This window comes from Amycolatopsis methanolica 239 (assembly GCF_000739085.1).
Lineage (GTDB): Bacteria > Actinomycetota > Actinomycetes > Mycobacteriales > Pseudonocardiaceae > Amycolatopsis_E > Amycolatopsis_E methanolica.
Window position 1 is genome coordinate 5,352,537 of sequence record NZ_CP009110.1, and the last position, 19,830, is coordinate 5,372,366.

The window sequence follows — 19,830 nt, forward strand, 5'->3', positions numbered from 1 at the left end:
ACACCATCGTGGCGGACAAGCAGGAGATCCTCAGCGGCCTCGCGGAGATCGTCGAGGAGGTCGCGGGTGTCGCGCAGGACGACGTGAGCCTGGAGAAGTCCTTCGTCGACGACCTGGACATCGACTCGCTGTCGATGGTGGAGATCGCGGTGCAGGCCGAGGACAAGTTCGGGGTCAAGATTCCGGACGACGAGCTGGCCAACCTGAAGACCGTCGGCGACGCGGTGGACTACGTCGCCGCGAACGCCAAGTAAGCACGAGCTGAATTCTTCGTCTGAACCTCGGGGAGACTCCTCATGAGCAACATCGACGTCGTGATCACCGGGATCGGCGCGACGACGCCACTCGGCGGGGACGTCGCGTCCACGTGGGAGGGCTTGCTCGCCGGCCGCAGCGGCATCCGGCGGATCGAGGCCGACTGGGTCGAGAAGTTCGACCTGCCGGTCAAGATCGGCGCCACGCTCGCCGAGGATCCGGCGGAGAAGCTGCCGCGCGTGCAGGCGCGCCGGCTGGACCGGTGTGAGCAGATCGCGCTCATCGCCGCCCGGCAGGCGTGGGCCGACGCCGGTTTCGAGCAACCCAGCGACGAGCGCACGGACGTCGACCCGGACCGGCTCGGCGTGTCCATCGGCACCGGCATCGGCGGGCCGCTGACGCTGCTGGCGATGGACGACCTGCTCGAGCAGGAGGGCATCCGGAAGGTCTCGCCGCTGACCGTGCCGATGCTGATGCCGAACGGGCCTGCCGCGCACGTCGGCATCGACCTCAAGGCCAGGGCCGGGGTGCACTCGCCGGCGTCGGCGTGCGCGTCCGGCGCCGAGGGCATCGCCAACGGCTACCAGATGATCCAGAACGGGCGGGCCGACGTCGTGGTGGCGGGTGGTGCGGAGTCCTGCATCCACCCGATCACCGTGGCCGGTTTCGCGCAGGCCCGGACGGTGTCGACGCGCAACGACGAGCCCGAGCGCGCGTCGCGCCCGTTCGACACCGACCGGGACGGGTTCGTGCTCGGTGAGGGCGCCGGTGTGGTCGTCCTGGAGCGGGCGGACCGGGCGAAGGCCCGCGGCGCGCGGATCTACGGGCGGCTGGCGGGGTACGGCATCACCTCGGACGCGCACCACATCACCGGCAACCACCCGGAGGGCATCGGCCAGATCGCCGCGATGGCGAACGCGATGACGATGGCGGGGCTGACGTCGGCGGACGTGGGGCACGTGAACGCCCACGCGACGTCCACGGTGGTCGGCGACATCGGCGAGGCCGCGGCGATCCGCAAGGCCGTCGGTGAGCACCCGGTGGTGACCGCGCCGAAGTCCGCGCTGGGTCACCTGGTCGGTGGCGCCGGGGCGGTCGAGGGCATCCTCACGCTGCTCTCGATCTACCACGGTCTGGTGCCGCCGACGCTGAACCTGGAGAACCTGGACCCGAAGGTCGGGCTCGACGTCGTCGCGGGCGAGCCGCGGAAGGTCGAGCTGACCGCGGCGCTGAGCAACTCGTTCGGCTTCGGCGGTCACAACACGGCGCTGCTGTTCACCGGCGCCTGAGTTCGGCTTCTCGTGGGAGGACCCCGGCCGTTGGTGGCCGGGGTCTTCTCGTGTGCGGGGTGCGTCAGCAGCGGGACAGTTCGGGGGTGGTGGAGCCGGTGACGGTGTCCACCTTCCAGGCGCCGGATTCCAGGGTGAGCGGGAGCACGAGGCGCCAGTGCACGCAGGGTTCCGGTAGTTCGGCCGGGGCGTCCTTGACGTCCTGAGTGCTGGTGAAGCCGACGAGGGCGCGGAGCTCGTCTTCGGCGACCGGGTCGATGCGGTAGACGAGGATGCTGCCGTCCCGCGTCGTGCGGTAGTCGGTGAGCCAGGCGCTCTTCGACTTGGCCTGGACGCGCTCGCGGGTGACGGCTGATTTCCACAGCTCGTAGTCGCGGTTGTTGATCGAGTCGAAGTACGTCTGGAGCAGCGTGCGGACCGTGGTGTTCTGCGGGTGCGCCGCGGCGTCCGGGGTGAGCTCGACGGTGCCCGGCCCCGGCTGCTGCGCGAGCGGCCGGGCGGCCGACGACTGGGCGAGGATCGCGTCCGGGGTCGCTTCGGGCAGCCGGTACAGCTCGCGGGCCAGGAGACCGCCGCCGACCATGATCGACACCACGACGATGACGACGGGCACCAACCAGCGCGGCGGTGCTGTGGGAGGCGCCGACATGGCTGTCACATCGGCAGCGTAGTAGTGATCGTTACCGAGTGCTGTCTTGTGCGGTGCGGGTTGGTGTGGTTGGGCCGGGTAGGTGAAGGGCTGGGCTGATGCGGGGTTCTGGTGGCTGGGGTGGGTGCGGGTGGTTACGGCGGCGGGGGTTGGTTCGCGCGGGGGTTGGTTCGATGAACGGTCCGTTCATCGCCGCACGACTGGGCATCTCGCGCAGGCTGAAGCCATGAACAGACCCACTCATCGGCACACGAGTGGACACCTCGCCGGGGGAAGCACTGAACGGTCCGTTCATCGCCGCACGGCTGAGCACCTCACACGGCGCCAGCCATGAACGGACCACTCATCACCGCACGACTGGGCATCTCGGGCCAACTGAAGCCACGGACGGTCCGTTCATCGGCGGCCGACTGGGCACCTCACGCGGCGCAAGGCATGAACGCTCCGTTCATCGCCGCATGAGTGGGCACCTCACCGAGCACCGACCATTGAGCACTGGGCACCGAGCACTGGGCACCTCACCGAGCACCAGCACCAGGCACCGGGCACCGGGCACCGAGGCAGCCAGCCGAGGCCACGCAACCGACCCGCCCGAAACTCACCCCACCCGGTGCAGCCAGGTGACCGGAGCCCCGTCCCCGGCGTGCCGGAACGGCTCCAGCGCCTCATCCCAGCTCGAAGCGAGCAGTTCATCGAGCTTGTGCGCCAGCTGCTCCCCCGCGCGGCAGGTCGCCACGAGGGCGCGCAGCTGGTCTTCCCCGACGACGATGTCTCCGTTGGCGCTCGTCCGGCCGCGCCACAGTCCCAGCCCGGGCACGTAGCAGAACCGCTCGCCGTCGACGCCGGCGCTCGGCTCCTCGGTCACCTCGAAGCGCAGCATCGGCCACGCCTTGAGACCGGCCGCCAGCTTGGCGCCGGTTCCGGCGGGCGCGCTCCACATGCACTCAGCGCGAAGCTGCCCTGGAGCGGCGGGTTGCGCCGTCCACTTCAGATCCACTCGGGTACCCAGGGTGCCCGAAATCGCCCACTCGACGTGCGGGCACACCGCAGACGGCGACGAGTGGACGTAAACCACGCCACGGGTGCTCACTGCTGACCTCCGCTACTCGACGAGGGGCGTCTTCCCCTACGACCTCGCGAGCTCGGAGCCTGCTGACAAGCATCCCTGCCGTGACTGCCCATATTGTGCACCCCGGCGACGGCATTTCGCCACAGGAACCTCAGATGTCGCAGGACCACCACCGGGCGGAAGCCGTCAGGCCCCGGCGAGCGCCCCCACGGCGGCGACGGTGTCGACCAGCCCGGCGCCCTTGTCGAAGCTCGAACCGCCCTGGTACGCGGCGCCGTCCCTGTACTTGTACGCCGTCGACTTGATCGCGGCCTCGATTTCGCCCGGCGTGGCGCCCGGCCGGGACTGGAACAGCTGCGCCACGATGCCGGTGATCTGCGGCGTCGCCATCGAGGTGCCGCTGATCACGTTGTAGGTGCCGAGGTCGAGCATCCCCGGCCCGTTAGACGGCTGCAATCCGGTCGCACAGATCACCAGGTAGGGCCGGCACGCGGACAGGATGTTCTCGCCCGGCGCGGACACGTCCGGCCACGTCGACGGGTCCGACGCGAGACCGCGCGAGGAGAAGTCCGACACTGTCCCGTCGCGGGTCCCGGTGCCCTGGTCGTTGTAGGAGGCCACCGAGATGACCCCGGGCGTCGGGTCTTTGCCCGGCGGGTTCGACAGATCGGCCGAACCGTCCCCGCCGTCGTTGCCGTTCGCCCACACCGTCACGACCCCTTCGGCCGCGAGCGCGCGCTGCAGCTTGACCGTCGCCGATTCGGGATCGAACTCGCCACCGCCGCTCGGGCCGTACGAGTTGTTGATCACCTTGATCGGCGGGCACACCGTTGCCGGCACCCCGGCCCCGCACGGCGCGGCGTGGTTCTCCAGCACCCAGTTCAGCGCGGCGTCCGTGCCCAGCACCAGGATCGCCAGGCCGGTCGAGATCGACACGATCTTCGCGCCCGGCGCCGAACCACCGACGGACGAACCGTCGGCCAGCGTGTACGGCGCACCCGCCGCGATGCCGGCGACGTGGGTGCCGTGCCCGCCGAGCGCGGTCGCGTCGGTGTCGACCGAGGTGGGCACGTCGACGATGCACGAGGTGGTGGTGCCGTCGAGGCACAGGTTCTTCAGGTTGCGCACCACGCGGGTCGAACCGTCGGCGCCGCGGAACGCCGGGTGCGTCGGGTCGATCCCGGTGTCGATGATCGCCACGGACACCCCGCGCCCGTCCAGCGGAGCGCCGTCCGCGCCGGAGAGCGTGGTGCGTGCTGCGGCGCTGCGGGTCGCGGTCGTGCCGGACGAGCCGAACGCGACGAGCGGGTCGTTGTTCTCGACGTAGGTGACGCCGGCCGCCTTGCGCACCGCGGCGACCTGCGCTGCGGTGCCCGTCGCGGCGACCACGCCGATGCGCGGGAACCGGATGATCTCCCGCATCCCGGCCGCCCGCACGGCCTGTGCGGCGGTGCCCGCGTCCGCGGCGTGCACGAGGATCGTGACCGGGGTGAGCGCGGTCGCGGTGGCCAGCACCCGACCGAGCGTGTCCGACACGGGCGCGAGCGGGACCTGGGCGTTCGCCGCGGGGACGGCGCCGGTGAACGGAAGGACGAGCACGGCGGCGGCGATCGCCACCGCGCGCGTGGAGCGCCATCGCATCGGGGTCCCCTATCTCTCCAGCCGGCCCTACGATCTACTAACGAGTAGCACTCAATAGGGTGACCCCGGTCACTGTCAATGATCACTTATCCGCACGGGTGTGCCCGGAAGCAGACACCTTCCGCGAGTGATTTTCACACCATCGAGGGTCAGCAACTGCACAGCGCGCTAGCGTAAGCGCACGTGGACGGGACCGGGGAGGTGCGAGGTGCGGCTGATCCGCCTGGAACGACAGCCCTCGCGCGTCGCCGACGACGTCCGGGCCGCGCTCGCCGCGCTCGGCCGCGGGGACTACGTCGCGGGCGGCATCGCGCTGGCCGGGGCCCGGCCGCTGCCGGACCGGCGGCCGGTCGAGGCGATCGTCATCATGCCGACCGTCGTCCTGGTCGTGATCGGCGTCGACCTGCCGGACCCGGCGATCCGCCTCGAAGCGCCCCTCACCGGCCAGTGGAAGGCCGACGGCTGGCCGCTCGTCGCCGACGGGGACGTGGTCAACCCCGCGGCGGACGCGCTCGCTCTCGCCGATGCCGTCATCGAGCGGCTGCGCCCGGACGTCCCGGAGCACCTGCCTATCGCCACGATCCTCGCCGTCGGGCCGTTCGTGGAGGAGATCGAGCAGCCGCCGACCGACCTCGCCGGGAACGTCCGCGTCCTGTTCCCGACGCAGAACACCCTGCTCGCGGCGATCGCGTCGCTGACCCCCGCGCCGTGGCCGTGCACCCCGGCGCAGGCCCGCGCTCTGATCGGCACGCTCACTCCGGACACCGGTCTCACCGGCGACGAACTGGCGGCGGAAGGCTTCACCGTCACCGAGGAGTCGGCGACGGTGAAGCTGGCGCCGGTCAAACCCCGCCCCCGGCGGCACCGCCCGGCCACGCCCGCCGCCGTGCCGCCGATCGTCCCGCCCGCCGAGGTGACGATGCCGGTGCCCCGGATCGCCGCGGCCGCGCCCGCGATCCCGGCTTCCGCGCCCGTGCCGTGGCGGCCGGTCGCGGCGATCGCCGTGGCGCTGGTGCTGCTGGCCGTCGTGCTCGTGCTGGTGACGACCGGCGGGGACGGCGAAACGGTCACCGCGCCCCCGACGACCACCGCGGCCACCCCCGCGCCGCAGGCCGTCGCGGGCATCGAGTTCACCAAGCGGGCCTCCGGCACGGAACGCACCTGCGCCGCCCGCGCCTATGGGGACCTGCAGGCGCGGTTGCAAGCAAGCGGTTGCGCGGGCATGGAACGCGGCAGCTTCGAGGCCACCGTGGACGGGCGGGCGGTCGCCGTGTCGGTCGCGGTGCTCACCTTCGGCAGCGACGAACAGGCCGCGGCCTTCAAGCAGCTCGCCGACACCCCGGGCAGCGGCGGGATCGCCGATCTGGCCACCGAGACACACCAGTGGCCGCGCGAGCCGGACACCGCCGGCGCGGCGTACCAGAGCACGATCTCGGGCCCCGCTGTCCGGCTGGTGCTGGCCGCCTACGTGGACGGCCAGTCCTCGCCGGACGACCCGGCCCTGCTGCGCGCGGCGGGCGCCGCGCTGGGCGTGCGGATCAGTTAGCCGATCGCCGAACCGCACCTGCACCCCAAGCGTCGGCCCCGGCTGCCTCTCCCACAACCGGTTTTCAGAGCCCGTACGCCTCCAGCAGCCGCAGCCACACCTCGCTGATCGTGGGGAACGACGGGACCGCGTGCCACAGCCTTCCCAGCGGGACCTCGCCCGCGATGGCGACGGTCGCCGAGTGCAGCAGCTCCGCGACGTCCTGGCCGACGAACGTGACGCCGACCAGCACCTCGCGCTCGGTGTCGACGATCATCCTGGCCTTGCCCGCGTAGCCGTCCGCGTGCAGCGACGACCCCGAGACGGCGATGTCGATGTCGACCACCCGGTGCGGCGCGCCCGATTCGGGCTCGGTCAGGCCCACCGAGGCGACCTCCGGGTCGGTGAACACGACCTGCGGCACCGCGTGGTGGTCGGCGGTGGCGCTGTGCTTGCCCCACGGCCGGGTGTCCACCGGCTTGCCCGTGGCGCGCGCGGAGATCACGTCCCCGACCACGCGGGCGGCGTACTTGCCCTGGTGCGTCAGCAACGCGCGGCCGGTGACGTCGCCGGCCGCGTACAGCCACTGGCCGTCCACTTCGGACACCAGGCCGCTGTCGTCAACGGTGAGCGGCTTGCCCGGCGCGAGCCCGATGACCTCCAGGCCGAGGTCGTCGGTCGCGGGACGCCGCCCGGTCGCGACGAGCACCTGGTCGGCCGTGACGACCGCGCCACCCTTGAGCTCCAGCCGGGCGGCACCGTCCACTCGGGAGGCTCGCTCCAGGCCGGAGTCGGTGTGCACGCGGACGCCATCGGCCCGCAGGCCCTCCGCGACGGCGTCGCCGGCGAAGTCCGGGTACCGCGGCAGCGGGCGCGGGCCGGTGACGATCAGGTCCACCTGCGCGCCGAGCCGGGCCCAGGCCTGCGCCATCTCGACGCCGACCACCCCGCCGCCGACGACGGCCAGCCTGCCCGGCACCGTGCTGCTGGACGTGGCTTCGCGGGAACCCCACACCGGCACCTCGTCCAGGCCCGGGATCGGCGGCGTCTTCGGCACGCTGCCGGTACAGACCACCACGGCGTGCCGCGCCCGCAGGACCCGGCCGCCGTCCACAGTGATCTCGCGCTCACCGGTGATGCGGCCGCGCCCGCGGATCGTCGTGATGCCCGCGCCGCGCGCCCACTCGACCTGACCGGTGTCGTCGCCCTTGCCGGTGAAGTAGTCGCGGCGTTCGAACACCGCCGCCGGGTCAAGCGCTTCGCCCACCGGAACGCCGGGCAGCCGGCGGGCCGCGGCGAGCGCGTTTCCCGGTCGCAGCAAGGCTTTGCTCGGGATGCACGCCCAGTAGGAGCACTCGCCCCCGAACCGTTCCCACTCCACCAGCGCGGTGGACAGGCCGCCCTTGACCGCCCGGTCCGCCGCGTTCTCCCCCACCGGTCCGCCACCGATCACGATGACGTCAAGAGTCTCCTCGGACATGGGTCACAGCGCACACCAGCCCGGCGCCCGGCGCAAGTGGGGCGGGTATTCTCAGCGGCAAATCGTAAGTACTGGAGGTTATCGGTGGCGAAGAACACCGCGGTGCAACTACTGGACGACCTGAACGGCGAACCGGCCGCGGAGACGGTGCGGTTCGGCCTGGACGGCGTCGAGTACGACATCGACCTCTCGGACTCGAACGCGGGCAGCCTGCGCGAGCTGCTGGCCACCTACGTGCAGGCGGGCCGCCGCACGGGCGGCCGCAAGCGTCCGCCGCGCCGCCTCGCCCCGATGAAGCGCACGCGCCGCACGGCGAACTCCACTGCCGCGACGGCGCGGAAGGCCGCGGACTCGCCGTCGAAGAAGACGGCCGCCACCGGGACGGCGAAGGCCCCTACCACGGCGGGCAAGCGCACGACCGCTCGCACGGCGGCCGTGGGCAAGACGGTGAAGGCGGAGGCCGCTGCCAAGGCCACCAGCCCGAAGCCGGCCACCCGGCGCAAGGCCACCCCGGCGGCGCCGAAGACCACCGACACCAAGACGACCAGGGGCAAGAAGACCACGGCGGCGGCGAAGACCGCTGACGCCAGCACGCCGAAGCCGGCCACCCGGCGCAGGGCCACCACGGTTTCCGCGCCGAAGACCACCGCGACGGAGGCCGCGGCGGAGGGCAAGAAGACCAAGCCCGCCGCGAAGCCGTCGCGCGCCAAGGCGAAGGCCAAGCCCGCCGAGGCCGCGCCCGCGAAGGAGAACACGACCGCCAAGAAGCCGTCCACGAAGAAGGTCGCGCCGGCGGAGAAGGCTCCTCGCAAGACCGTGCGCAAGGCGCCGCCCGTGGTGTTCTCCGCGGCCACGAACTGAGTGGGACATCCGGCGCCGGAGATGTGCCCCGCCCACGAACTGAGCGGGATCTCCGCCGCAGTGCACTCGCCGAGATGCCGCAAATCCCAGCGGCATCAACCATTGACCGGTACGTCCGGCGCCGGGAGGCACTCGGCCAGGTGCCGTAGATCCCCGTAGGCATCAAGCCTTCGCGACGCCGGGGCGCTTCAGCGAGGCGCCCCGGCGTGCTGTCCACGGCCCCCCAAGATCGGAATCAGCGGTCGATGCCGAGGTGCTCCCGCAGCGTGGTGCCGCTGTAGTCGGCGCGGAACACGCCCCGCTCCTGCAACAACGGCACCACCTTGTCCGCGAACGGGTCCAGCCCGCCGGGCGTCACGTGCGGCACCAGGATGAACCCGTCGCTGGCGTCCTCCTGCACGTACGTGTTGATCGCCTCGGCGACCGTCTCCGGGGAGCCGACGAACGTCTGCCGCCCGCTGACCTCGACCACCAGGTCCCGGATCGACAGGTTCTTCGCCTCCGCCAGCTCCCGCCACTGCCGCACCGTCGCCACCGGGTCGCGGTACATGCGCGTCTGCGCGCGTCCCTTGGCGACCGACTCCGCGCCGACCACCGGCTCGACCTCGGGCAGCGGCCCCTCCGGGTCGTAGCCGGACAGGTCGCGGTTCCACACCTGCTCCAGGAACTTGATCGCCGTCTGGCCGCTTACCTGCTGGTACCGCACGACGTTCGCCAGCTCCTCGGCCTCCGCGTCGGTGTCACCGAGCACGAATGTCGCCGCGGGGAGCACCAGCAGCTGGTGCGGCTCGCGCCCGTAGGCGGGCAACCGGCGCTTCACGTCGGCGTAGAACTTCTGCCCCGCCTCCAGCGTCCCGTGCCGCGTGAAGATCGCGTCCGCCGTCGCCGCGGCGAACTCGCGGCCCTCGTCCGAGTCGCCCGCCTGCAGGATCACCGGCCTGCCCTGCGGACCGCGCGGCGCGTTGAACCGGCCCGCGATGTCGAACTGCGCGTCGTGGTGCTCGAACGCGCCCGCACGGGCGTTGCGCAGGAACACCCCGGACGCCTTGTCGGCGGCGATGTCGTCCGCGCCCCAGGAGTCGAACAGCTCGAACGCGGTCTGCAGGAACAACTTCGCGCGCTGGTAACGCTGTTCCTCGGGCAGGTAGCCGCCACGGCGGAAGTTCTTGCCGGTGAACGCGTCCCACGAGGTGACCACGTTCCACCCGGCGCGGCCTTCGGAGAGGTGGTCGAGGCTGGCGAACTGGCGGGCCACCTCGTACGGCTCGTTGAACGTCGAGTTGATCGTCCCGGCCAGGCCGAGCCGGTCCGTGACGGCGGCGAGCGCGGCCAGCACGGTGAACGTGTCCGGCCGGCCGACCACGTCCAGGTCGTAGATCTGGCCCGCGTGCTCGCGCAGCCGCAGTCCTTCGGCGAGGAAGAAGAAATCGAACTTGGCCCGCTCGGCGGTGCGCGCGAGGTGCGTGAACGAGGAGAACTCGATGTGGCTGCCCGCCTCCGGGTCGCTCCACACCGTGGTGTTGTTGACGCCGGGGAAGTGCGCGGCGAGGTGGATCTGCTTCATCGCGTCGCTCCTGCGTAGCGGTTGGCGGGACGCTCCAGGCCGAGCAGGCCCCGCAGCGTGGTGGCCTCGTACTCGCGGCGGAACACGCCGCGCTGCTGCAGTTCCGGGACGAGCCCGCGGGTGATGGCGGACAGATCGTGCGGCAGGGCGCCCGGGCGCAGCCGGAAACCGGACAGGCCGGCGTCGCGCCAGGCCAGCAGCTGGTCGGCGAGCTGGGCCGGTGTGCCGGTGAAGACCAGCGCGTCGGAGGTGAACTCGGCGCGATCGTCCAGGCGGGCCTTGCGGTCGCGGGCCGCCTGTTCGGTCTCGTCGAGGAACACGACGATGTCGCCGAACACCAGCAGGTCATCGCGCGGGCCGCGCACCTCCTGCCCCAGAGCGCGCGCGTCGTCGGTGTCCTGCGGGGTGAGGAACACGAGGTCGGCCGAGCGGGCCGCGAGCCGGTGGATCTCGGTGACGTGCGAGAGCACCGCGACGGGCGGCTGGCCCTGCGGCGGGCGGGGCGTGATCGACGGACCCTTGACGCTGAAGAACCGCCCGGTGAAGTCGATGTAGTGCAGCTTGTCCCGGTCGATGAACCGGCCGGTGGCGGTGTCGCGGATCTCGGCGTCGTCCTCCCAGCTGTCCCACAGCCCCCGCACGACCTCGACCCAGTCACCGGCCTCCTCGGCCAGGTCGGGCAGCGGAACCGGGAACTCGCGACGGCCGAAGTGCGCCGCGTCGTCGGGGCTGCTCGCGATCCGGACGCGCACACCGCCGCGCCCGGTGGAGACGTAGTCGAGCGTCGCGATCGCCTTGGACAGGTGGAACGGTTCGGTGTGCGTGGCGATCGCCGTCGGCAGGAACCCGATGTGCCGGGTCAGCGGCGCGACGCGGGCGGCGATCAGCACGGCGTCCAGCCTGCCGTCCACCCGGTCGGTGCGCCCGTCCCGCGGCGCGCCCAGGGAGTCCTCGATCGTGACGAAGTCCAGCAGGCCGTGTTCGGCCTCGAGCACCAGACCGGCCCAGTACCGCGGGCGGAACAGCTCGTCCGGGCGCGCGTCCGGCTCCCGCCACGCGGCCGGGTGCCAGCCCGCGCCCTCCAGTGCCACCGCGAGATGAACCATGCCTCGCTCCTTTCGCCTCCCCCGGTCCAGCGATTGGGCGGCCCGCGCTATTTCGCGTACCACCCGTTGGGACGCCTACGGTGGGAGACATGTACTCCAAGGAGATCGAGGTGAAGACCGGCGGCCGCGCCGTGGTGCACGACCTGACCAGGGACGCCGAGGCGTTCCTGGCCGAAGCGGACGCCTCGGACGGTCTGCTGCACGTTTTCGTGCCGCACGCCACCGCGGGCCTGGCGATCCTGGAGACCGGCGCGGGCAGCGACGACGACCTGCTCGCCGCGCTGGACGAACTACTGCCCAGGGACAACCGGTGGCGGCACCAGCACGGCAGCAAGGGCCACGGCCGGGACCACGTGCTGCCCGCGCTGGTGCCGCCGTACGCGAGCGTTCCCGTGCTGGGCGGGTCGCCGGCGCTGGGCACCTGGCAGTCGATCTGCCTGGTGGACACCAACATCGACAACCCGGTCCGGCACGTCCGGTTCAGCTACCTCGCCGGCTGAAGCGCCGCCGCCGCCACCGGCGCCGGCGACTTCACCCGGCCTGGCCAGAGGATGACCACCAGGCCGGCGACCAGCATCGCCCCGAGCACCCAGATGCCGGTGGTGACGTCCGGCGCGCCCGGGGTGCCCTGCAACAGGCTGCGGGTGCCCTCGGTGGAGAAGCGGAACGGCGTCCACGACCACAGCAGGGCCCGGTAGGCCGGGTTGAGCAGCTCCGGCACCTGCCCGGCGACGTTCGGCGCGAGCAGGTAGAGCGGCCCGAGGATCGCCGTGGCGCGGATGCCCAGCAGCCGCAGCAACGCGGCCTGCACGGCCGCGAACGCCGCCGCGACCAGCAGGATGTAGCCGAGGACGTCCCAGCCGAGGGGCAGGGACGAGTCCCACAACGCGAGGAACCCGGCAGCGACGCCGGTGATCAGCACGGCCGTGGCCCCGACCTGGGTGAGGCGCGCCGCGACGCCCACTCGCCGCCCGGTCCGCTCGGCGACGACGACCAGGATGGCGCCGGCGGCCAGGCTGCCGACCCACGCGAGGATGCTCACCGCGAGCGGCGCCGTGCGGCCCGCGGGGCTCGCCGGGTGCACCGTCTCCACCCGCACCGGCGCGGTCGGGGTGCCGGTCGCCTGGCTCATCGCCGACGACAGCGCCTGCCCCGCGCCGGTGAGCACCTGTTGCACGACCTGGGTGCCGCTCGGGTTGACTGCGCCGGACACGACCACGCCCACCTGTCCGGGCGCCAGTTCCAGGACGCCGTAGACGTCCTTGTCGTCGAGCAGCGTCCTCGCCTCGGCGGGGGTGGTGACCTGCCAGCTGAGGGCCTCGCCGCCTTGGCTCGTGAGCTGCCCGGCCGCGGCGCGCAGCTGCGGCGGGGCGTTGTCGGGCACCGCGACCGCCACCGGCAGCCCGTCCGGTTCGACCGACGCCTGGACCCCGACGGTCAGGAATCCCAGCACCACCGCGACGACCGCGCCGGCCAGGGCCGCCAGCCCGGCGACCGGTCTCCGGGATGTGCCAGCCATGGGGACCTCCCCTATATTTCTTCGACTGTTGAATTCAAGGGGAACGGTAGCCTTGGCTTCGAGCGAAGTCAACGCTCGATGAATAACGGCCTTGGTAGCGTCGGCGGACGTGACGAGCAGTGCGCACCGGCTGGTGCTGTGGGACATCGACCAGACCCTCATCGACCTGCGCGGGGCGGGCCGCGGCTGGTACCGGCAGGTGCTCGAGGAGGTGACCGGGGTCCCGATGACCGCGATGCCGGACTTCTTCGGGCGGACGGAGCGCGCGATCACCGCGGAAGTGCTGAGGCTGCACGGGATCGAGCCGACAGAAGAGCTGATCCAGCGGATGTGGGCGGCGCTGACCGCGGTGTCCGAGCTGGCGTTGCCGGAGCTGGCGAAGCGCGGCCTCGCACTGCCCGGCGCGTCGACCGCGCTGGCGGGGGTGGCCGCGGCGGGCGGGGCTGTGCAGTCGCTGGTGACCGGGAACCTGCGGGAGATCGCGTGGCACAAGCTGTCCGCGTTCGGGCTGCACACCCACCTGGACTTCGAGATCGGCGCCTACGGGAACCTGTCCGCGCACCGGCCGGACCTGGTGGCGTACGCGGTCGACCGCGCCCATGCGACACTCGGGCGGCCGTTCGAGCCCGCGTCGGTCATCGTGGTGGGCGACACGCCACACGACATCGACGCGGCGCGTGAACACGGCGCGGTGGCCGTGGGGGTGGCGACCGGCCGGTTCGACGCGGCCGCGCTCCGCGAGGCGGGGGCGCAGGTGGTGCTGCGCGACCTCAGCGACACGAAGCTGGTGCTGGCCGCGGTGTTCGGGGAGAGCTGACCGCCCTGGCCCGCACTTCACCGCCGGGTTCGGCTAGCGGCGAAGACGGCAACGGGCCCGCCGCTTTTCGCGGCGGGCCCGTTGCCGGAAAACCGCGGTTCAGCCGCGGACGAGCTTGACCAGGTGGTCGACCACCGCGTCCACCGCGATCTCCTCGCGGTCGCCCGTCTTGCGGTCCTTCACCTCGACGACGCCCTTCGCCAGGCCGCGCCCGACCACGAGGATCGTCGGCACCCCGACCAGCTCCGCGTCGGCGAACTTGACGCCCGGCGTGGCCTTCCGGTCGTCCAGCAGGACCTCCACACCGGCCGCGTCGAGGTCGGCGGCCAGCTTCTCCGCGCCCGCGGCGATCGACTCGTCCTTGCCCGCGATCACCACGTGCACGTCGTACGGCGCGACCTCACGCGGCCACACCAGGCCCAGCTCGTCGTGGCTCTGCTCGGCGATCACCGCGACCAGGCGCGACACACCGACGCCGTACGAACCCATCGTGATGCGGATCGGCTTCGAGTCCGCGCCGAGCGCGTCCACCTGGAACGCGTCGGTGTACTTGCGGCCCAGCTGGAAGATGTGCCCGATCTCGATGCCCCGCGCCGCGACCAGCGTGCCCTGCCCGTCGGGCGAGGCGTCGCCCTCGCGGACCTCGGCGGCCTCGATCGTGCCGTCCGGGTGGAAGTCGCGGCCCACGACGAGGTCGACGACGTGGTGGTCGGCCTTGTCGGCGCCGGTCACCCACGCCGTGCCGGTGACGACGCGCGGGTCGACCAGGTACCGGACCCCGTTGTCCTGCAACGCCTTCGGGCCGATGTAGCCCTTGACGAGGAACGGGTTGGCCGCGAAGTCGGCTTCGTCGAGCAGCGCGACCTCGGCCGGCTCCAGCGACGCTTCGAGCCGCTTCTGGTCGACCTCGCGGTCACCGGGGACGCCGATGCCGAGGATCTGCCAGTCCTTCTCGCCCGGCTGGCGGATCTTCACCATCACGTTCTTCAGCGTGTCCGCGGCGGTGAAGGTGCGGCCCAGGTCGGTCTTGTCGTTGAGGTAGTCGACCAGGGTCTGGATGGTCGGCGTGTTCGGCGTGTGGTGGACCTGCGCCTGCGGCTTGTCCTCGATGGACTGCGCGGGCGGCGGGGGCGTGACGACGGCCTCGACGTTGGCCGCGTAACCGGACGCGTTGCTGCGGACGTAGGTGTCCTCACCCGTTTCGGCGACGGCGAGGAACTCCTCGGACGCCGAGCCACCCATCGCGCCGGACGTCGCCGCGACGATCACATACTCCAGGCCCAGCCGGTCGAAGATCCGGATGTAGGCGTCGCGGTGCAGCTGGTAGGAGCGGGACAGGCCGTCGTCGTCGAGGTCGAAGGAGTAGGAGTCCTTCATGACGAACTCGCGGCCGCGCAGGATGCCGGCGCGGGGACGCGCCTCGTCGCGGTACTTGGTCTGGATTTGGTACAGGATGACCGGGTAGTCCTTGTACGAGCTGTACTCGCCCTTCACGGTGAGGGCGAACAGTTCCTCGTGCGTCGGACCGAGGAGGTAGTCGGCGCCCTTGCGGTCCTTGAGGCGGAACAGGGCGTCGCCGTACTCGGTCCAGCGGCCGGTCGCCTCGTAGGGCTCGCGCGGCAGCAGGGCGGGGAACAGGATCTCCTGCGCGCCGATCGCGGCCATCTCCTCGCGGACGACCTCCTCGATCTTGCGCAGCACCCGCAGGCCCAGCGGCAGCCACGAGTACCCGCCCGGCGCGACCCGGCGGACGTAGCCGGCCCGCGTCAGCAGCTTGTGGCTGGGAACCTCGGCGTCGGCCGGATCCTCGCGCAGCGTGCGCAGGAACAACGACGACATCCTGGTGATCACTGGGCTGCTCCTCGGCGTCGAAACACGGTGTGAACAGGGTAGTCAGGGGCGTCCATCGGTTATCGGGCGGGCCGGAATTGTCGGTGGGGCGCGCTACCGTGCTGAGATGACTCTCGAACTGGGGATGGTGACCGTGGACTGCGCGGATCCACGGCAGATGGCGGCGTTCTGGTGCGCGGCGCTGGGCGTGCGGGTGGACCAGGACTGGGGCGAGTACCTGGTGCTGACGCCCGCGCGCGAGGGCGGCGTGCGGCTGGGGTTCCAGCAGGTGCCCGAGGAGCGGGCCGGGAAGAACCGGCTGCACCTGGACCTGGCGGCCACCGACCGGGACGGCGAGGTGGCCCGGCTGGTCGGCCTCGGCGCGGCGAAGCTCGCGGAGCACGAGGTGCCCGGCCTGACCTGGACGGTGCTCACGGACCCGGAGGGGAACCAGTTCTGCGTGGGCGAACCCCACTGACGCGTCGCGGGTCCCCGGCTCGGGACAGTGGAGGCCGGGGCTGGGCCAGGAAGGTCCGTGCGCAGGACGGTGGGGTCCCTGGAAACCTCGCGAAGCAGGAGCGCGAAACTCACCCGCGCGAGCGTGGACTCGCGGGATGAGGGTGGAATTCAACGCTGTAGTCGGTGCGCCGTCCACTGGGGTGCGCCCGCCCGGCCGCGCGGCCAGCGAGGCAGCCGCTTCGCGAAGCGGGTGCCACCCACACCCCGCGCCCCGCGGCGCCTCGCCTCGGGGCACCCGCCTCGCCGCACGAGCGGCGCCCCGCCACGGGCGCCCGCCCCGCGGCGCGGCCGGCGCCTGGCCTCGGGCTGGTGGCGTCGCAACGCGCGCTCAGCGTGGCAGCAGCGCACCCAGCATCCGCGCCACCCCACCGGCCTCGCGAGCCACCATCAACACGGCAGCACCCGCGCCGCCTCCCGGGCCTCGCGAGCCACCATCAGCGCGGCAGCACCGCACCCAGCTCCCGCGCCGCTTCGCGGAGGGCGGGCACGAAGGCCTCCAGCTCGGCCACCGACATCCGGTAGGCGGGCGCCGCCGTGGAGAGCGCGGCGATCGCGTGCCCGTCGGGACCCAGAACCGGCACCCCGACGGCCCTTATCCCCGGCTCGTGCTCCTCGTCGGCGATCGCGTAGCCCTGGGACCGCACCGTGGCGATCTCCCGCGCGAACTCCGCCCGTGAGGTGATCGTCCGCGGCGCCAGTCCCGCCAGCTCCAGCGTCTCCACCAGCGCCTCCCGGTCCGGCGCGAACGCCACCAGGCACTTCCCCATCGCCGTGCAGTGCAGCGGCCCACGCCGTCCCGGCTCGCCCCGGATCTGGATCTGCCGCGGCCCCTGCACGGAATGCACGTAGACCTGCTGGTGCCCGTCCAGTACCGCCATCAGCGTCGGCTCGCCGGTCTGCTCCGTCAGCGCCCGCAGCACCGGCAGCGCCACCCCGGCGAACCCCCGCGCGTGCGACACCCGCTGCCCCAGCTCGAACAGCCGCAACCCGAGCGCGTACCGCTTCGACGCGGGGTCGCTGCGCGCGAAACCCTGTTCCTGCAACGAACCCAGCAGCCGGTGCGTCGTGCTCACCGGGTAGCCCGCGCGCCGCGCGAGCTCGGACAACCCGACCCCGTCGGGGTACTCGCCGAGCAGCGACAGCACCCGCAGGGCCTTGCCCACCATGTCGGCCACACACCACCCCTTGACGTCTCCCGGTCGAAGTTCCACACTCATCGAGCACCACAATACGGAATAGCTTTCCATATTACGGAAAGAACGGCAAGGAGGCCGCCTTGGAGAGCCCGCCACTGACCGGCACGGCCACCCAACCGGGCAGGCAGCGCTGGCTGCGCCTGATCCCGATCGTGTTCGTCACGTACAGCCTCGCCTACCTGGACCGCTCGAACTTCTCGATCGCCGCGGCCGGTGGCATGTCCGAGGACCTGGGCATCACGAGTTCGACGTCCGGTCTCATCGCCGCGTCGTTCTTCGCCGGCTACTTCCTGCTGCAGGTCCCGGGCGTGCTCTACGCCGACCGCCGCAGCGTCCGTGACCTGATCTTCTGGTCGGTCCTGGCCTGGGGCGCGCTCGCCACGCTCCAGGGCCTGCTCAGCTCGGTCCCGCTGCTGATCGTCGTCCGCTTCCTGCTCGGCGCCGTCGAGGCCGCGGTGCTGCCCGCGCTGGTCGTCCTGCTCGCCCGCTGGTTCACCAAGGCCGAACGCGGCCGCGCCAACGCCTTCCTCATCCTGGGCAACCCGGTCACCGTGATGTGGCTGTCCGCCGCCTCCGGCTACCTCATCGAGGCCACGAGCTGGCGCGGCATGTTCATCATCGAGGGCGTGCCCGCCCTGATCTGGGCGTTCTACTTCCGCGCGCAGGTCCGCGACCGGCCCGCCGACGCGCCGTGGCTCGCCCCGGCCGAACGCGAGGCCGTCGACACCGCGATCGCCGCCGAGCAAGCCGAACTCGCGAGCACCGCCGACACCCCGGGAGCGGGAGCGCACCCGCTCCGGGAAGCCCTGCGCACCCCGGCCGTGCTGATCCTGTCCGCGCAGTACCTCCTGTGGAGCATCGGCGTGTACGGGTTCGTGTTCTGGCTGCCGTCGATCGTGAAGGCCGGGTCGTCCGCCGGTATCGGCACCACCGGCCTCCTCTCCGCGGTCCCCTACGCCTTCGCCGTCGTCGCGATGCTGCTCAACTCGCGCCGCTCCGACCGCACCCACCGGCGCATCCGCTACGTGTGGCCGTGGCTGCTCGGTGGAGCGGTCACTTTCTACGGTTCCTACCTGGCGGGCCACGACGCGTTCTGGCTGTCGTTCCCGCTGCTGGTCCTCGCTGGGATCGCGATGTACGCGCCCTACGGCCCGTTCTTCGCGATGATCCCGGAGCTGCTGCCGCGCCGCACCGCCGGTGTGTCCGTGGCGCTGGTCAACGCCGCCGGCGCGCTCGGTGGCTTTCTCGGCACGTACCTGGTGGGCTGGTTGCGCACCGCCACCGGCACCGACGCCGCCGCGTTCCTGATGCTGGCCGGCACGATGGCCGCGTCCGCGCTGGTCCTGCTCGCTGTCCGCACCCCGAAGAGGAAGGTCGCATGACGCCCCGAGTTCTGCTGCCCTGGTCCGATCTCACCGTCCCGGACGGCCTGGAGACCGCCTGCTACGACGGCACCGGCACGCCGCCCGCCCTGGACGGCGTCGAGTTCTACGTGCTGCCCTACGACAGCGGGCCCGAGCCGCCGAAGCTGATCGCGAAGATGCCGTCGCTGAAGGCGGTGCAGTCGCTGTCCGCGGGTGTTGACAGCCTCCTGCCGCTGATCCCGGACGGCGTCACCCTCGCCAACGGCCGCGGCCTGCACGACCTCAGCGTCGCCGAGCACACGCTCGCCCTGATCCTCGCCGCGCAGCGGAACCTGCCGCGCTGGTTCCGGCAGCAGGGCACCGGCTCGTGGGACCGCGAGCACACCCGGTCGCTGGCGGACGAGCGTGTCCTGCTCGTCGGGTACGGCTCGATCGGCAAGGCGATCGAGCGGTACCTCGTCGCCGGGGAAGCCGACGTCGTGCGCGTCGCGAGCACCGCGCGTGAGGGTGTGCACGGCATCGACGAGCTGCCGGAACTCCTGCCGTCCGCGGACATGCTCATGCTGATCCTGCCGGACACCCCCGCCACCCGTGGTCTGATCGGGGCGCCCGAGCTGGCGGCCCTGCCGGACGGCGCGCTGGTGGTCAACGTCGGCCGCGGCACCGCGATCGACACCGAGGCGCTGACGAAGGAGGTCGTGGCGGGCCGGCTGCGGGCCGCGCTGGACGTGGTCGATCCGGAGCCGCTGCCGTCGGACCACCCGCTGTGGCGAGCGCCGGGCGCGATCATCACCCCGCACGTGGCGGGCGGTTCCGACTCGTTCTATCCCCGCGCGAAGCGGCTGGTGGAGCAGCAGCTGCAGCGGTTCGCACGGGGCCAACCGCTGGTCAACGTGGTGCGGTGATCAGGACGCCTGCGCGTACTCCACCACGTAGTCGGCCGTGCAGACGCAGCCGCCGTCGACCTCCTCGCACCGGACCGTCAGGCTGTGCCGCACCAGGTCGGTGTCGGTGCAGTCCGGTTCGGTGCACTCCACCAGGGCGTCCACGTGCAGGACGAGGGTGCCGTGGCAGTGGTCGAGGTCCCGTGCGCAGCTGGGGCACTCCATGTCTGACACCCTTCCGCCGGTTCGTGTTGCGGCACCT

19 protein-coding genes are annotated in these 19,830 nt (G+C 72.1%); 9 read left to right on the forward strand and 10 right to left on the reverse strand.

Annotated features, from left to right (window positions below):
- The first annotated feature begins 8 nt into the window (after positions 1 to 8).
- Together AMETH_RS26010 and AMETH_RS26015 are read left to right on the forward strand one after the other, a co-directional pair.
- Positions 9 to 254, forward strand: a complete 246-nt coding sequence (locus tag AMETH_RS26010; protein ID WP_017984121.1) for an acyl carrier protein — start codon at positions 9 to 11, stop codon at positions 252 to 254.
- Between the two features lie 42 nt (positions 255 to 296).
- A complete protein-coding gene (locus AMETH_RS26015; protein WP_017984122.1) occupies positions 297 to 1,544 on the forward strand; it encodes a beta-ketoacyl-[acyl-carrier-protein] synthase family protein in 1,248 nt (415 codons plus the stop codon).
- Positions 1,545 to 1,608: 64 nt separating this feature from the next.
- On the opposite strand, the gene AMETH_RS26020 is transcribed toward AMETH_RS26015, so the two are convergent.
- From AMETH_RS26020 to AMETH_RS26030, 3 genes are all read right to left on the reverse strand, one after another.
- Positions 1,609 to 2,193: a hypothetical protein gene (locus AMETH_RS26020; protein WP_223842935.1), complete on the reverse strand. Its 585-nt coding sequence runs from the start codon at positions 2,191 to 2,193 to the stop codon at positions 1,609 to 1,611.
- A 598-nt stretch (positions 2,194 to 2,791) separates the two neighbouring features.
- Positions 2,792 to 3,283: a DUF3145 domain-containing protein gene (locus AMETH_RS26025; protein WP_026153376.1), complete on the reverse strand. Its 492-nt coding sequence runs from the start codon at positions 3,281 to 3,283 to the stop codon at positions 2,792 to 2,794.
- A 165-nt stretch (positions 3,284 to 3,448) separates the two neighbouring features.
- On the reverse strand, positions 3,449 to 4,903 hold the full coding sequence (locus AMETH_RS26030; protein ID WP_017984125.1) for a S8 family serine peptidase: 1,455 nt from the start codon (positions 4,901 to 4,903) through the stop codon (positions 3,449 to 3,451).
- A gap of 208 nt (positions 4,904 to 5,111) precedes the next feature.
- On the opposite strand from AMETH_RS26030, the gene AMETH_RS26035 reads away from it, so the two are divergent.
- Positions 5,112 to 6,449: a hypothetical protein gene (locus AMETH_RS26035; protein WP_017984126.1), complete on the forward strand. Its 1,338-nt coding sequence runs from the start codon at positions 5,112 to 5,114 to the stop codon at positions 6,447 to 6,449.
- A gap of 64 nt (positions 6,450 to 6,513) precedes the next feature.
- Here AMETH_RS26035 and AMETH_RS26040 read toward each other — a convergent pair whose 3' ends face one another.
- The gene (locus AMETH_RS26040; RefSeq protein WP_020486724.1) at positions 6,514 to 7,908 is read right to left on the reverse strand and encodes a dihydrolipoyl dehydrogenase family protein; all 1,395 of its coding nucleotides are present in this window, start codon (positions 7,906 to 7,908) and stop codon (positions 6,514 to 6,516) included.
- A gap of 84 nt (positions 7,909 to 7,992) precedes the next feature.
- Between AMETH_RS26040 and AMETH_RS26045 the strand changes: the two genes are divergently transcribed.
- Positions 7,993 to 8,769 carry a histone-like nucleoid-structuring protein Lsr2 gene (locus tag AMETH_RS26045; RefSeq protein WP_051079440.1) on the forward strand — a complete coding sequence of 259 codons (777 nt, stop codon included), beginning with the start codon at positions 7,993 to 7,995 and terminating at the stop codon, positions 8,767 to 8,769.
- Positions 8,770 to 9,004: 235 nt separating this feature from the next.
- On the opposite strand, the gene AMETH_RS26050 is transcribed toward AMETH_RS26045, so the two are convergent.
- The gene (locus tag AMETH_RS26050; RefSeq protein ID WP_017984128.1) at positions 9,005 to 10,333 is read right to left on the reverse strand and encodes an NtaA/DmoA family FMN-dependent monooxygenase; all 1,329 of its coding nucleotides are present in this window, start codon (positions 10,331 to 10,333) and stop codon (positions 9,005 to 9,007) included.
- On the reverse strand, positions 10,330 to 11,439 hold the full coding sequence (locus tag AMETH_RS26055; RefSeq protein ID WP_038532381.1) for an LLM class flavin-dependent oxidoreductase: 1,110 nt from the start codon (positions 11,437 to 11,439) through the stop codon (positions 10,330 to 10,332). Before AMETH_RS26055 ends, AMETH_RS26050 begins: the two co-directional genes overlap by 4 nt.
- Before the next feature lie 89 nt (positions 11,440 to 11,528).
- Between AMETH_RS26055 and AMETH_RS26060 the strand changes: the two genes are divergently transcribed.
- Complete coding sequence (locus AMETH_RS26060; RefSeq protein ID WP_017984130.1) at positions 11,529 to 11,939, forward strand: secondary thiamine-phosphate synthase enzyme YjbQ; 411 nt, start codon at positions 11,529 to 11,531, stop codon at positions 11,937 to 11,939.
- Here the strand turns inward: AMETH_RS26060 and AMETH_RS26065 are convergent.
- Entirely contained in the window at positions 11,924 to 12,958 is a 1,035-nt protein-coding gene (locus AMETH_RS26065) for an ABC transporter permease (RefSeq protein WP_017984131.1), read from the reverse strand. The genes AMETH_RS26060 and AMETH_RS26065 overlap by 16 nt on opposite strands.
- 109 nt (positions 12,959 to 13,067) lie before the next feature.
- Here AMETH_RS26065 and AMETH_RS26070 point away from each other — a divergent pair, with 109 nt between their 5' ends.
- Positions 13,068 to 13,775, forward strand: coding sequence for an HAD family hydrolase (locus tag AMETH_RS26070; protein ID WP_017984132.1), 708 nt, complete (start codon positions 13,068 to 13,070; stop codon positions 13,773 to 13,775).
- Positions 13,776 to 13,874: 99 nt separating this feature from the next.
- On the opposite strand, the gene AMETH_RS26075 is transcribed toward AMETH_RS26070, so the two are convergent.
- Positions 13,875 to 15,626, reverse strand: coding sequence for a proline--tRNA ligase (locus AMETH_RS26075; RefSeq protein ID WP_017984133.1), 1,752 nt, complete (start codon positions 15,624 to 15,626; stop codon positions 13,875 to 13,877).
- A gap of 106 nt (positions 15,627 to 15,732) precedes the next feature.
- Between AMETH_RS26075 and AMETH_RS26080 the strand changes: the two genes are divergently transcribed.
- Positions 15,733 to 16,083 carry a VOC family protein gene (locus tag AMETH_RS26080; RefSeq protein WP_017984134.1) on the forward strand — a complete coding sequence of 117 codons (351 nt, stop codon included), beginning with the start codon at positions 15,733 to 15,735 and terminating at the stop codon, positions 16,081 to 16,083.
- A gap of 475 nt (positions 16,084 to 16,558) precedes the next feature.
- Here AMETH_RS26080 and AMETH_RS26085 read toward each other — a convergent pair whose 3' ends face one another.
- Complete coding sequence (locus AMETH_RS26085) at positions 16,559 to 17,290, reverse strand: IclR family transcriptional regulator (RefSeq protein ID WP_081617726.1); 732 nt, start codon at positions 17,288 to 17,290, stop codon at positions 16,559 to 16,561.
- A gap of 110 nt (positions 17,291 to 17,400) precedes the next feature.
- Between AMETH_RS26085 and AMETH_RS26090 the strand changes: the two genes are divergently transcribed.
- Entirely contained in the window at positions 17,401 to 18,702 is a 1,302-nt protein-coding gene (locus tag AMETH_RS26090) for an MFS transporter (RefSeq protein WP_017984136.1), read from the forward strand.
- Positions 18,699 to 19,589: a 2-hydroxyacid dehydrogenase gene (locus AMETH_RS26095; RefSeq protein ID WP_017984137.1), complete on the forward strand. Its 891-nt coding sequence runs from the start codon at positions 18,699 to 18,701 to the stop codon at positions 19,587 to 19,589. The genes AMETH_RS26090 and AMETH_RS26095 overlap by 4 nt, the downstream gene beginning before the upstream one ends.
- Here AMETH_RS26095 and AMETH_RS26100 read toward each other — a convergent pair whose 3' ends face one another.
- Complete coding sequence (locus tag AMETH_RS26100; protein WP_017984138.1) at positions 19,590 to 19,793, reverse strand: hypothetical protein; 204 nt, start codon at positions 19,791 to 19,793, stop codon at positions 19,590 to 19,592.
- Positions 19,794 to 19,830: the final 37 nt, after the last annotated feature.